At 76.3% G+C, this 13,044-nt stretch carries 12 protein-coding genes; 2 read left to right on the top strand and 10 right to left on the bottom strand.

Annotated elements, in window-relative coordinates; genetic code table 11:
- Positions 1-68: 68 nt before the first annotated feature.
- The 6 genes from ACIQ8B_RS15540 to ACIQ8B_RS15565 form a co-directional block, all read right to left on the bottom strand.
- Positions 69-812, bottom strand: coding sequence for a glycerophosphodiester phosphodiesterase family protein (locus ACIQ8B_RS15540; protein WP_290006233.1), 744 nt, complete (start codon positions 810-812; stop codon positions 69-71).
- Positions 813-889: 77 nt separating this feature from the next.
- Positions 890-1,318, bottom strand: a complete 429-nt coding sequence (locus ACIQ8B_RS15545; protein WP_403547245.1) for an OsmC family protein — start codon at positions 1,316-1,318, stop codon at positions 890-892.
- A gap of 100 nt (positions 1,319-1,418) precedes the next feature.
- A complete protein-coding gene (locus ACIQ8B_RS15550; protein ID WP_403547247.1) occupies positions 1,419-3,239 on the bottom strand; it encodes a hypothetical protein in 1,821 nt (606 codons plus the stop codon).
- Entirely contained in the window at positions 3,236-4,297 is a 1,062-nt protein-coding gene (locus ACIQ8B_RS15555) for an ATP-binding protein (RefSeq protein ID WP_290006245.1), read from the bottom strand. Before ACIQ8B_RS15555 ends, ACIQ8B_RS15550 begins: the two co-directional genes overlap by 4 nt.
- Before the next feature lie 130 nt (positions 4,298-4,427).
- Positions 4,428-6,506, bottom strand: a complete 2,079-nt coding sequence (locus ACIQ8B_RS15560) for a phage holin family protein (protein ID WP_403547249.1) — start codon at positions 6,504-6,506, stop codon at positions 4,428-4,430.
- A gap of 123 nt (positions 6,507-6,629) precedes the next feature.
- Positions 6,630-7,031: a hypothetical protein gene (locus tag ACIQ8B_RS15565; protein WP_403547251.1), complete on the bottom strand. Its 402-nt coding sequence runs from the start codon at positions 7,029-7,031 to the stop codon at positions 6,630-6,632.
- Between the two features lie 94 nt (positions 7,032-7,125).
- Here ACIQ8B_RS15565 and ACIQ8B_RS15570 point away from each other — a divergent pair, with 94 nt between their 5' ends.
- Both ACIQ8B_RS15570 and ACIQ8B_RS15575 read left to right on the top strand, forming a co-directional pair.
- Entirely contained in the window at positions 7,126-7,899 is a 774-nt protein-coding gene (locus tag ACIQ8B_RS15570) for an MBL fold metallo-hydrolase (protein WP_403547253.1), read from the top strand.
- 17 nt (positions 7,900-7,916) lie between these two features.
- Entirely contained in the window at positions 7,917-8,549 is a 633-nt protein-coding gene (locus ACIQ8B_RS15575) for a DedA family protein (RefSeq protein ID WP_290006496.1), read from the top strand.
- 9 nt (positions 8,550-8,558) lie between these two features.
- On the opposite strand, the gene ACIQ8B_RS15580 is transcribed toward ACIQ8B_RS15575, so the two are convergent.
- The 4 genes from ACIQ8B_RS15580 to ACIQ8B_RS15595 all read right to left on the bottom strand — a co-directional run bounded on the left by ACIQ8B_RS15580 (position 8,559) and on the right by ACIQ8B_RS15595 (position 12,933).
- Positions 8,559-9,614 carry an MBL fold metallo-hydrolase gene (locus ACIQ8B_RS15580; RefSeq protein WP_403547254.1) on the bottom strand — a complete coding sequence of 352 codons (1,056 nt, stop codon included), beginning with the start codon at positions 9,612-9,614 and terminating at the stop codon, positions 8,559-8,561.
- Positions 9,611-10,858 (bottom strand): aminotransferase class I/II-fold pyridoxal phosphate-dependent enzyme, encoded by a 1,248-nt coding sequence (locus tag ACIQ8B_RS15585; protein ID WP_403547256.1) that lies wholly within the window; start codon positions 10,856-10,858, stop codon positions 9,611-9,613. The genes ACIQ8B_RS15580 and ACIQ8B_RS15585 overlap by 4 nt, the downstream gene beginning before the upstream one ends.
- A 155-nt stretch (positions 10,859-11,013) precedes the next feature.
- Positions 11,014-11,952, bottom strand: a complete 939-nt coding sequence (locus ACIQ8B_RS15590; RefSeq protein WP_403547257.1) for a hypothetical protein — start codon at positions 11,950-11,952, stop codon at positions 11,014-11,016.
- Positions 11,953-12,132: 180 nt separating this feature from the next.
- Positions 12,133-12,933 (bottom strand): RNA polymerase sigma factor SigF, encoded by an 801-nt coding sequence (locus tag ACIQ8B_RS15595; RefSeq protein WP_403547259.1) that lies wholly within the window; start codon positions 12,931-12,933, stop codon positions 12,133-12,135.
- Between the last annotated feature and the right edge of the window lie 111 nt (positions 12,934-13,044).

Here is a 13,044-nt window from a genome sequence, read left to right on the forward strand (position 1 = left end):
CGGTCTTCCAACACTTCCAGCACAAAACTTGAGCGGCCCGTTGTCAAGTGTGCGGAGGGGGTTTCACGTCAGCGGGGGCGTGACCCGTCCGGGTGGTCCCGCAGCGTCACCGCGCGGCGGGGGCGGTCGGTGACCAGGACGTCCACGCGCGGGTCGTCGAGGAAGGCGCGCATCGCCGTGTCGTCGTTGACCGTCCACACCATCGTGAACAGTCCGCCGCGGGCGGCCTCGCGCAGCACGGTGGCGCGGGCCAGCCGCTGGTGCACGGCGACCCCGTGGGCGCCGCAGGCGCGGACGCGGCGCAGCGGCAGCAGTTCGCCCATCCGGGTGCGCACCAGCCGGCGCCGGGTCAGGCCGCGGCCGTCGCGGCCGAGGGAGAGCAGGGTGCGCACGCGCGGGCGGGCGGCGGTGAGGGCGGCGACGGAGCGGTCCTCCAGGGTGGTGGCGACGACCCCGTCCTCCCCCAGCAGGGCGACCGCCCGGTCCAGCACCTCGCGCTCGTAGCCGGTCTCCTTCAGGTCCAGGTGCGCGACGAGCTTCCCCGCGATCAGCGCCATCACGTCCTCCACGGCGGGCACCGGGTACCCGGCGCGGGCGTCCAGTGCGGCGCGGGTGAGCGTGGACAGCAAGGGGCCGGTGCCGCCCACCCGGGCGTCGTGGTGGACGACGAGGACGCCGTCCGCGGTGCGCCGCACGTCGAACTCGACGTACTCGGCGCCCGAGGCGAGCGCGTCCTGGTACGCCTCCCAGGTGGCCGGGGCGGCGCGTTCGGTCCCTCCGCGGTGGGCGGAGACGGCGGGGCGTGACGTCATGGGGCGGCTTTCGGCGGCGGACGCGGAGCAGGCCGCCCCGGCGGGGGCGGCCTGCGGTGGCCCTGCGGGGGGACGGGTCAGGCGAGCTTCGCCGTCAGGGTGATCTCCGTGCCCTTGAGCGCCTGGCTGACCGGGCAGTTCACCTTGGCGTCCTCGGCGGCGGCGACGAAGCCGGCCTCGTCCAGGCCGGGGACGGTGCCCTCGACGGTGAGGTGGATGCCGGTGATGCCCGTGCCCGGCACGAAGGTGACCTCGGCGTGGGTGGTCAGCCGGGTGGGCGGCGTGCCCGCCTTGTCGAGGCCGTTGGACAGGGCCATCGAGAAGCAGCTGGAGTGCGCGGCGGCGATCAGCTCCTCGGGGCTGGTCTTCCCGTTCGCGTCCTCGGCGCGCGAGGCCCAGGTGACCGGCTGCTCGGAGACGGCGCCCGAGGAGTCGAAGGCGACGACCCCGCTGCCCTTGAAGAGGCTGCCTTCCCAAACGGTATGCGCGGAGCGCGTGGTTGCCATGCCGCATCCTTTCGAAACGATTCCGGCCGTGAGGCCGGCGGTGCTCGGTCCGGACGCCCGGATCACCGGGCGTCCCTGGTCCATCCGATCACATCACGGCTCAACTCACCCGGAAGACGGGCCCCCTCGGGGTGAAGGGCAGGGTCGCGCCCCGCGGGATCAGGTAGGCGTGCTCGCGCCGCACCCGTACCACGTCGCACCAGCCGTCGGTGACGACCAGCACGGGCGCGCCGGGCGGGAAGTCGTCGGCGCGCTCCAGCAGGTCGACACCCGGCTGGAGGACGGTGCCGCCCCGGCCGCGGACCCGCACCCTCCCGGCGATCTCGGTGACCGGCAGGTACCCCGCGTCGTGCGGCGCCGCGTCGCAGAACACCACGCGCGCGGCGGGCACGTCACGGGACTCCGCGTAGGAGGCGATGGCGCCGAGCGCCTTGCCGAGCAGGGTCCGGTTCATGGAGCCGGAGGTGTCGAGGACCACGCCGAAGGTGCAGCGGGCGACCTCCTCGGGCGGGTACCAGCGGCCCGCGCGCGGGATGTCCGGGGTGGACGCCTGGCGCCGGGAGGGCCGCGCGAACGACCGCAGGGGCTCGGGACGGGGCACGAACTCGTCGAACCAGCGGGCGAGCCGGGCGTCCCAGGGCAGCGGCGGATGGCTGAGGGCGCGGATCTCCTCGACCAGGCCCGCCGGGAGCAGACCGCGCTCCTGGCAGTCGTGCAGGTCCAGGCCCTGGGCGAGGCCGCGGCGGTAGAAGCCGTCGAGGTCGGCGCAGTCGCGGGGCGGTCCGAGCGGGTTGCCGAGGACGTCGCCGAGTCCCTTGCCGCGCGGGGTGGGCAGGCGGCGGGCGCGGCGGTCGCCCGCGATGCGGTCGTAGACCTCCTCGGCGGACAGGCCGGTGAGGTCCTTGTCGTACAGCAGGCCTTCGGGGAGCGTGCCGATCCGCATCTCCACCAGCCAGCCGTTGATGACGAAGTCGCAGGCGACGTTGAAGAGGAACGGGTCGCGGGGGCCGCAGCGGTCGCCGTGGCGCAGGGCGGCGTGCAGCATCTCGTGCGCCAGCACGAACCGCCATTCCTCGTCCTCCAGGACGCGCAGCGGGTTGACGTAGATCTCGCCCGCCTCGGCGTTGACGGCGGCGACGGAGATCTGGTGGGCGCGGGCCAGCTCGGCGTCGGCGACCAGGGTCATGCCGGAGGCGATGCCGCCGAGCAGCGGGTAGGAGGAGACGAACCAGCTCAGCGCCTTCTGCCAGGGGCGGCGCGGGGCCGGGGCGCCGTCCAGGCTGTCGCGGCGGCCGCCCGCGACGTCCATCGCGGCGGCGACGGTGCGGGTGAGGGCGGAGGCGAACGCGAGCTGGTGGTCCGGCGGCCGCCCGTACCAGCTGTCCCAGGCGGTCAGGTGCAGGTCGGCCTCGGCGCCCGCGGTGCCGCAGCGCCGGTAGACCTCCGGGACGCCGGTGCGCCGCCAGACCGTGGCGAGGCGCTCCTCGTCGCCGTCGGGGTAGGCGGCGGGCAGTTCCTCGGGCGCCCGGCCGACGGGCGAGCCGAGCAGGAAGCGGTTGACGACGACGCAGCGGGCGGCCAGCTCGCAGGCGTCCGGCTGGGTGCGGTCGCCCGCGGCGGCCGGGACGTGGCCGAAACCGAGGTGCAGGACGGCGTGCGCCAGCGCCCACGCCCAGGTCTCCGGGTCGGCCGTCCGGTCGGGGTGGACGTGCAGCACGGCGTCCGAGTCGACCCGCACCAGGCCCTCGCGGGGCGACAGCTCGCAGTCCTCGCGGCGGCAGACGTCGGCCTCCACGGCGGCCAGCGCCGGGTTGGCCCGCATGATCCGCAGTCCCGCGGTGAACGCCTCCGCCGCGAGGTCGCGCTTGCGCTGCTGCTTGCCGCCCTTGGCCTGCGGGCCCTTGCCGCGGGCACGGTTCACCGGCGCGCCTCCACGAGACGGGGCATGTCACGGGCCGCCTCGACGAGGAACCACGACGGCAGCACCGGGTTGCCGTCCGCGTCGGGGGCGATGACGGTCTGGGCGACCTCGACGGAGATCTCGGCGAGCTGCACCAGCAGCGCCTTGGCGCGGTACGCGGTCTGCCGGCCGGCCGCCGGCATGTGCTCCTTGGACGCGGGCAGTTCCTTCAGCAGCCGGCCGCGGAAGGACTCGGCGAGGTAGTAGAGCAGGTCACGGTCCTCCGGGCGGTGCGGCCAGCGGGCGTCGCCCTTGAGCACGGCGTCGATGCCGAACCGGCTGCGCACGATCTTGACGTAGCCGCAGAAGGCGGTGGCGTGCGCGGGGGTGAGCGTGCCGTGGGCGAGGACCTTCAGGGTGTCCTCGTCGAGGTCGCGGCCGAAGGAGTGCAGCGCGTCGGAGAGCATGTGCCAGGAGCGGGGCGTGGAGAACGGCTCCTCGGTCTTGGGCGGCTTGGACCACAGGTGGTCGGGACGGTCGGTGAGGTGGTCGGTGATCCACGGGTGGATGCCGTTGTTCGCCGCCCACACCAGCCAGTCCTTCGAGGACGCCTCCAGGTGGACGTGGGTGAGGCGGTTGACCAGTGCGGAGGCGAGGGGGCGGGCGAGCGCGTTGTCCGTGGAGCGGTTGCCGGCGCCGATGACGACGGAGCCCTCGGGCAGCTCGTAGTCGCCGATGCGGCGGTCCAGGATCAGCGAGTAGAACGCCTTCTGCACGTCCGGGGTGGCCGCGTTCAGCTCGTCCAGGAACAGGCAGTACGGCTCGTCGCGGGCGATCGACTCGGGCGGGCAGAACACCGAGCGGCCGTCGCGGATCTGCGGCACGCCGATCAGGTCCTCGGGGGCGAGCTGGGTGCCCAGCAGGCTCACGCACTCCAGCCCGAGGCTCTCGGCGAACTCCCTCACCAGGGAGGACTTGCCGATGCCGGGCGCGCCCCAGAGGAACACCGGCCGCACGGTGGCCAGACCGAGCAGCAGCTCCGGGACACGGGCGGGGGTGACGGTGACGGCTGCCTGCACGCAGGTGCTCCCTTTCGCGCGCCTCGACGGGCGCGGTGACGCGGACGGTGGACGACTCGCCGCCGAGGGTGTCAGCCGGAAGGCGCGCCCGTCACGCGAATATCCGCCCCGGACGTCCCCGTCGCGGCCGTCAGGCCGCGCGTTCGCGGCGCTCCGGCAGGGGGCGGGTGCCGGCCTCGGCGGATTCGGTGAGCCAGCGGCGCAGGATGTGGTGGATCTGTTCGGCGCCGGCCGGCTCGGCGCCCTCGGGGACCGGGGCGGACAGGACCAGCGGGGACAGCAGGAAGGGGCGGGACTGGGCGCCGCCGAGGCCGCCGTGGGAGCCGATCTGCTCCTCGAACGCGAGCACCTCGCCGTCCGCCGGGTCGTAGAAGGAGTTGACCATGATGTCGGCGGTGTGCGGGAACGTGTGGGTGCGGCGCACGACGTCGGCGGCGCCGGGCCCGAACGGGGCGAGCGGTCCCGGGTTCTCGTCGAGCTCGTCCAGCGGGATCTCCGCGCCGTACGCGCCGAGCACGACCCCGCCGTGGCGTTCGCTGCGGACCAGCAGGAAGCCGATGCCGGGGTGGTTGGCGAGGGTCGGCAGCAGCGCGGGGTGCCGGGCGTCGATCTCCTCCTTGGTCATCCGGTGCGGCACGTCCGGGAAGGACACCAGGCCCAGGTTGCCGGAGGCGAGCACGACCGGCTCCGAGCCGCGGGAGGGGCGGTAGTGCTCGGCGCCCTCCTCGACGGGCCGGCGCAGCGCGGCGCGGACCGCCGCGCGGGCCTCGGCGCCGCTGTGGGTGCGCCGGGCGCGGCGCGGCACGGGCAGCCCGCAGCCGGCCCGCACCAGGTCGCCGAGGGTCAGGCCGTACCGGGAGCGGAACGTCTCGCCGGGGCTCTGCCCGTGGTCGGACAGCACGACGATCCGGTACGGGCGGGGGGCGTGCTCGGCGACGTTCTCGATCAGCGCGAGGGCGCGGTCGAGGCGCCGCAGCACCTGTTCGGCGTCCCGGCTCGTCGGCCCGGAGTGGTGGGCGACCTCGTCGTAGGCGACCAGGTCGGCGTAGACGGCGTTGCGGCCGGCCAGCAGGTCGCCCGTCACGGCGGCCACCACGACGTCCCGCTCGACGACGGTGGCGAAGGCGCGCACCAGGGGGTACAGCCCGCCGCGGGAGACGCGCGGGCGCTGTCCGCGCGTCCGCGACCGCACGGACTGGCCGATCTCCCGGCCCACCTCGGCGACGAAGGACAGGGCGGTGCGCACGGCGTTGGCGGGGTCGGAGAAGTAGGCGAAGTAGCCCGCGCGGGAGCGGGCGGCCGGGCCCCTGCGGCGGCCCGCGATGGACAGCACCAGCGCCTGCTCGTCGGCGCCGCCGCTGAACAGGTTGCCCCGGCTGGCGCCGCCGTGGGCGAGCAGTCCCGCGTGCCCGGAGTGCTCGATCGCGCGGGCCTGCAGTTCGGCGGCGCTGGTGGGGCGGTTGCAGACCATCACCTCGCGGCGGGCCTTCTCGTACCAGCGGAAGGCGGGGACGTCGAAGTTGCTGCCGTGCAGGATGCCGAGCTGGCTGGCGCCGGTCTGGCTGGACCAGTCGGTGCGCCAGCGGGTGAGGCGGTGGGTGGGCCGGCCGCCGGCGCCCAGCCAGCGGGCGACGGTGGGCATCAGGCCCTTGTCGACGGCGGACAGCAGGACGTCGTGGCCCACGCCGTCGAGCTGGAGGAAGACGGTGCCCGGGGTGGTCGGGCAGGGCGGGTCGGAGCGCCGTCTCCGGTCCGCGAGGCGGTACAGCCGCCGTCGGTAGGCGTCGTCGTCACGGACGGCGAGGGCGCCTCCGGTGGCGGAGGCGACGGCGGACATCACGGCGGCGACCACCACCGCCGTCTCGGGGGCCGCCGAGCCGCGCTCGACCGGGTTGACGCGCAGCGCCACCCACAGCAGGGCGCCGTTGAGGAAGAACACCAGCAGGCCGAGGACGAGCGCGGGCACGAGCAGCAGCAGCCGCACCAGCAGCGGCCAGACCAGCGCGGACAGCAGGCCGAAGGCGCCCGCGCCGAGCGCGGCGGTGACCGCGATGTCGGTGGCGCTGCCGCCGTCGGCCGACCGCAGCCGGAAGTCCGGCAGGATGCCCGCGAGCGCCAGCATGGTGAGCGTGGAGACCGCCCACACGGTGACACTCCGCCCGATCTGACTGGCGACCCGTCGCCCACGCCCGCCGCCCACGCCGCGCACACCTCACGTTCCCGTCTCTGACCCGCCCCCACCCTGTCACAACGTCCTGATGAGGTGTTCCGTCCCCGCTCCGGCGCCTGCCGCGCCTCCCGGCCCGCCGCCGGGCCCCGGTCGTGGCCTCCTTCAGCGGCCGTCGTAGCCGGCGGTCGGCAGGGAGAGCCTGCGGTGCACCCGGGCCTTCGTCGCCGCGTCGTACGACGGCTCCGCGCGGTCCACCGTCTCCACCCGCACCCCGCGCCGCGCGCACTCCGCGGTGAACCCGGCCACGGAGGACAGCGCCCGCTCCAGCACCCGCAGGCTGGGCGCCACGAACAGGTCGGCGCCGGGCCGCACCCCGTCCCAGAGCAGCGCGTGGTCGGGGCGCAGGCCGCGCACCAGCAGTTCGCGGGCCACCGCGTGCCCGTGCTCGGCGGCCCAGCGCGCGCACATCGCGTGCTGGCCGCGGGAGTCCACCAGGAACGGCTCGGCGTCCAGCTCCTCCAGCGGCGTCAGGCTCGCGATGGCCGTCACCCGCACCGGCGCCATGGCGTCCCCCTCATCTCGGGCCCACCCCGGGTTTTCGCCGACGACCCTACTCCTGCGCGTAGGCTTCGGGGAGTCACGCGAAGGAGGCGAAGAGGTGCCGGTGGAGGTCACGTGGTGGGGGCACGCCACCTGCACGCTGGAGGACTCGCACACGCGCGTCCTCACCGACCCCCTGTTCGCACGCCGGCTGGCGCATCTGCGGCGCAGGCGCGGCGCGGTGCCGCCGCCGGAGGCGCGGCGCGCGGACGTGGTGCTGGTGTCCCATCTGCACCACGACCACCTGCACCTGCCGTCGCTGGCCCGGCTCGCCCCGGGCGCCCGGCTGCTGGTGCCTTTGGGGGCGCTCCGGGCGGTTCCGGGGCTGCGCAGGCTCACCGCGCTCGACATCACCGAGATGGCGCCCGGCGACGTGACGTCCGTCGGACCGCTGGCGGTGCGGGCCGTGCCCGCGCTGCACGACGGGCGGCGGCTGCCCGTGGGGAGGCGCCGCGCGCCCGCCCTCGGTTACGTGGTCGAGGGTGAGGCGCGCACCTACTTCGCCGGGGACACCGGCCTGTTCGAGGACATGGCCAAGGAGACCGGCCCGGTGGACACGGCACTGCTGCCGGTGGGCGGCTGGGGGCCGTACCTGGGCGAGGGGCACCTGGACGCGGGGCGCGCGGCCGAGGCGCTGGCGCTGCTGGGCGCGGCGCACGCGGTGCCGGTGCACTACGGCACGTACTGGCCGATCGGGATGGACGCCGTGCGCCCCCACGAGTTCCACGCGCCGGGGCACGAGTTCGAGCGGCTGGCGGGGCGGCGCGCGCCGGAGGCGGTGGTGCACCGGCTCGGGCACGGCGAGAGCGTGCGCCTGGGGGCCGCGCGGTGACCTCCCCCGCCGCCCTCGTGCAGACGGCCGGCGGCCTGGTGCCGCCGGCGGCCGTGGCGCCCGAGTCCACCCAGCAGGCGATCGGGTATCCGTCGCTGTTCCTGCTGGTGCTCATCGGGGCGCTGGTGCCGGTGGTGCCGACGGGCGCGCTGGTCAGTTCGGCGGCCGTGGTCGCCTTCCACCGGACCGCGCCGTTCCCGATGGCGCTGGTGTTCGTGACGGCGTCGCTGGCCGCCTTCCTCGGCGACGTGGCGCTGTACTGGCTGGGGCGGCGCGGGATGACGTCGAGGAACGGGTCGCGCTGGCTGGAGGCGATCCGGGACCGGGCCCCCGAGGAGCGGCTGGCGCAGGCCCAGCAGAAGCTCGCCGACCACGGCGTGGCGGTGCTGGTGCTGTCCCGGCTGGTGCCGGCCGGGCGGCTGCCGGTGATGCTGGCCTGCCTGGTCGCGAAGTGGCCGCTGCGGCGTTTCGTACGCGGCAACCTGCCGGCCTGTCTGGCCTGGGCGGCGACCTACCAGCTCATCGGCGTCCTCGGCGGCTCGCTGTTCGCCGAGCCCTGGGAGGGCGTGCTCGCGGCGATCGTGCTGACCGTGCTGATCAGCGTGGCCCCGGCCCTGTGGCGGCGGGTACGCCGCACGCCCGCCGGCTGACGCCGCCGGTCACCCGAGCACCCGCGACCCGCCGACCGGCAGGTCCCACAGCCGGTCCCGGGGCAGCCCGGCCGCCTCCCAGGCGGCGCGGACCCGGGTGAGCGGTTCCAGGACCGGTTCCGCGGAGAGCACGAAGGTGCCCCAGTGCATGGGCGCCATGTGCCGCGCCCCCAGGTCCTGGGCCGCGCGCACCGCCTCCTCCGGGTCGCAGTGCACGTCGGCCAGCCACCAGCGCGGGTCGTACGCGCCGATCGGCATCAGGGTGAGGTCGATGCCCGGGTAGCGGCGGCCGATGCGGGAGAACCAGTGGCCGTAGCCGGTGTCGCCGGCGAAGTGCACGCGCCGCCCGTCGGGGGCGGTGAGCACCCAGCCGCCCCACAGCGAGCGGCAGGTGTCGGTCAGGGTGCGCTTGGACCAGTGGTGGGACGGCACGAAGTCGAAGCGGACGCCGTCCAGTTGCGCCGCCTCCCACCAGTCCAGCTCGGTGACGCGGGTGAACCGGCGGCGGTGGAACCAGCGGCCCAGGCCCGCCGGCACGAACATCGGGGTGTCGCGCGGCAGCCGCCGCAGGGTGGGGGCGTCCAGGTGGTCGTAGTGGTTGTGGCTGATGACGACCGCGTCCACGCGGGGCAGCGTCTCCCAGGCCACCCCGACGGGTGTGACGCGGGCGGGCGTGCCGAGGATGCGGCGGGACCACACCGGGTCGGTGAGCACGGTGAGCCCGCCGATCCGCACCACCCAGCTGGCGTGGCCCGCCCAGGTCACGGCGAGCGTGCGGGCGTCCACGTCGGGCACCGGGCCGGGGACGTACGGCAGGCGGGGGATGTCGGCGAGGCCCTCGGGGCCGGGCCGCACCGCGCCCTCGCGGGCGAAGCGGGCGAACGCCTTGAGGCCGGGCAGCGGGGCGGTCAGCCGGTCGTGGAAGGTGCGGGGCCACACCCGGCGCTCGGCGAGCGGGCGCGGTTCGGCGAGCGGGGGGTGGGGGCGGTCCTCGCGGGCCGGGGCCGGGGGGCCGGCGTCCGGTGCCGTGGTCGTCGTGCCGGTCGGCTCGTGCCGCTGCGTCATCGAGAGGACTCCCATCGCCGAGCGTCGTCACGGAGGTCGTCGAAGACCGACATCACCCGGTGCAACGCGCGTCGCACCCATGGCAGTTCCGCCGGTTCGTCCGCGTCCAGGCACTCCGCGCGCTCCTCGGGCGTGGCCCCCAGCAGGGGCGCGGTGCACAGCCGCACGCGCGGTGTCTCGAGGTCGTCGCCGAACCGGTGGCCGCCCGCCGCGGGCATGCCCGACCGGCCGGTGAGGAAGTCCTCCAGTTCCTGGGTGTCGCCGACGCCGCGCGCGGCGAGCGCCGGCGCCAGGGGGGTGAGGTCCACGTAGAGGTGCCGGCCGCACTGCGGGGGCCGGGCCACCGCGCCCGCGGCGACGACGGCGCGGTGCGCGGCGGCGGCCACGCGCGCGTGCGCCCGTACGGACGCGGCGACGCGGGCGGTGACCGGCTCGGGCTCGGACAGCGCGTACCCGGCGGCCGCCGCGACGGGCGTCGCCACGCACGCGTCGAGGGCGGTGAGCACGTCGAGGACGCGCGCGTGCAGCGCGCCGCCCTCCGGGCCCGCCGGGAAGCGGGCGACCGCGGCGGGCCAGCCGGGCGGGAGCAGGGAGCCGGCCAGGTCGGTGACGACGGTGACGTGGTCGGGCAGCATCTCGGCGGGGCTGAGCAGCACCGTGCCGCGCGGGTCGTGCAGCGTGTCGCGCCAGGTCTCGTCGCTGATCAGGTGCAGCCCCTCCCCGGCCGCGGCCTGCAGCGTCTCGTGCAGCAGGTCGGGCGGGGCGACGGTCGCGGTGGGGTCGTCGGCCACGGACAGCACCAGCAGGCGCGGGTCACGGCCCTCGGCGCGCATCCGGCGCACGGTCTCCAGCAGCGCGTACGGGTCGGGGACCCCGCCGCTCTCCGCGGGGGTCGGCACATGGAACACGGGTCGGCCGAGCAGCCGCGCGTACGGCGCCCACCAGGCGGTGCACGGCCGCGGCACCAGGACGTCGCCGTCGATGGCGGCGGTCAGGGCGGTCAGCAGGGCGGGCGCGCCCGGGGCGAGGGCCGTGCGGTCCGGGCGGGCGGGCAGTCCGCGCCGCTCTCCGTGGCCGCAGGCCGCGTCGATGAGCGCGGGGCCGCCGCCGACCGGTTCGGGGCCGCCCCAGGAGGCGGCCGCCGCCAGCACCCCGGCCAGCTCGGGCAGCACCGGCAGCCCGTCCTCGGGGAGCGGCGGCCCGAAGCGGACCGGGCCGTGTCCTTCCGGATCCGTCCGCCGCATCGCCACCTCCGCGCAGTTACCGGTGCCCCGGCGCCGTCTCCCGGCGTCCGTCCGCGCCGCCCTCGGCGAAGTCAGTACCCCGTGATCGGCCCGTCATGAGCGCGGCACCGCATCGGGTGCGTCACCGCACAGCCGTACGCCGTCCGGCGGGCACGTCAGCCGCGCGCCCGGCCGGTGCGCCGGCGGTGCAGGCGGTGCGCGGCGGCGCCGAACGCGCCCGCGATCAGCAGACCGCCCGCGACCTGGGCGGGCACGGAGTCGGTGAACGCGCCGCCCCCGCCCGCCTGGACGCCCTGGTGCGCGGTCGGCGACGGGCAGGGCGTCGTCGTCGGCTCGTGGGTGGGGGGCGGATTGTGGGTGGGGTGGCCGGGGGCCGGCTTGTGGGAGGCGGTGGGCGAGGTCGTGGGCCTGGGCGGAGCGGTCCGGAACGGGTCCGCCTCGGGGCCGGTGGCCTCCGGCTCCACGGCCGTACGGGGCGGGGCCTTGTGGTCCGTGGTCCCGGTGTCCGCGGCGTACGGATCGGCGCCGTGGGGGTCCGTGGCGTACGGGCCCGTGGCGTCGGGGTCCGCGGCTCCGGGGTCCGCCGCCGTGGCCACCGCGCCGGGTGCGCCTTCCGCGCCCTGGGTCCCGGCGCGCTCCTCGGCGTCGGCGTCGGCGTCGGCCTCGGCGTCGGCGTCGGGAATCAGTTCCTCCCAGGCGGTGTCGCCGGACCCGGCCGGGTCGAGGGCTGCGGGCGGCTCCTCGGCCGGCTCGGACGCGAGCGGGTCCGCTTCCCCGGCCTCCCCGGGCGTGAGGCCCTCGGAGGCGTCCAGGGACTCCGCGCCGTAGAGGTCCGCCTCGGTGAACTCCTCCACCAGCGTCCCCGCCCCGGACTCCTCGGCCTCGTGCGTGTCCGCTCCCGCGGGGCTCGGCGCCGCGCTCCTGGACGCGTGCCCCTGCCATCCGTGCCCTCCGGCCGGGGACGCGCACGGGGAGGGGGACGCCCAGGCGCCCGCGCTGCCGGGGACCGTCACGGCGGACGCGGCCGGTGCGAGCGCGCCGAGGACGGTGCCGGCGACGGCGGCGACGGACAGGGCACGGGCGGTGCGGCGCATGGTGCGGGCTCCTTCGGCGACGGCTGGGGGCGCGGCGGTCGCCCCGGTGCCATCACAGCCCGCCCGCCCCGGCCGCGCGCGCGGCCGGGCACCATTCGCGGGACCGGACGCCCCCGTGCGGGTGAAGGACGGTCAGTCCTCGCGGCGCCGGTCCCCCGCGTCGCCGGTCCCCCGCGGTGCTCACTCCTCGTCGGCGTCGCCCATGACCTGCTCCCGCACCCGGCCGCAGCTCCGGCTGATCAGCCGGGAGACGTGCATCTGGGACAGGCCCAGCTCCTGCGCGATGCTGTTCTGCGTCATGTCGTCGAAGAAGCGCATGTAGAGGATCGCCCGCTCGCGCTCCGGCAGCTCGGCCAGCCGGTCCTTGACCGCCTGCCGGTCGACCACGGTGTCCAGCGCCGGGTCGGGGCCGCCCAGGGCGTCGCCCAGCGAATAGCCGCCGTCGCTGCCGGGCATCTCGGCGTCCAGGGACAGGGCGCTGAAGCTCTCCGCCGCCGCCTGCCCGGTGCGCACCTCGTCCTCGCTCAGCCCCGCGCACGCGGCGATCTCGGCCACGGTGGGGCTGCGTCCCTGGACGGTCTGGGAGAGGTCCTGGACGGCGTGCCGGACGCGGTTGCGCAGTTCCTGCACGCGGCGCGGGACGTGCAGGGTCCACATGTGGTCGCGGAAGTGCCGCTTGATCTCGCCGGTGACGGTCGGCACGGCGTAGCTCTCGAAGGCGTTGCCGAGCTCCGGGTCGTACCGGTCGACGGCCTTGACCAGGCCCAGGGCCGCCACCTGGCGCAGGTCGTCGTAGCTCTCGCCGCGGCTGCGGAACCGTCCGGCGAGGCGGTCGGCCATGGGGAGCCAGGCCTCCACGATCTCGTCCCGCAGCGCGTCGCGCTCGGGTCCGTCGGGCAGGGCGGCGAGTCTGCGGAAGGCCGCCGCGGTGTCGGGGGCGTCGTGGTGGGGGTGCGTCTTGGTGCCGGTTCGGCTGGGCATGGTGCGTCGCCAACTCCCTCGGAGGTGCTCGGGGACGGACGGTCACCGTGGCGGAGGCACCCACCGGGACAGGCGCGTCCGGGCGGTCGTCGCCGCCATCACGGACGTGCC

This window comes from Streptomyces sp. NPDC096105 (genome assembly GCF_044763335.1).
Lineage (GTDB): Bacteria > Actinomycetota > Actinomycetes > Streptomycetales > Streptomycetaceae > Streptomyces.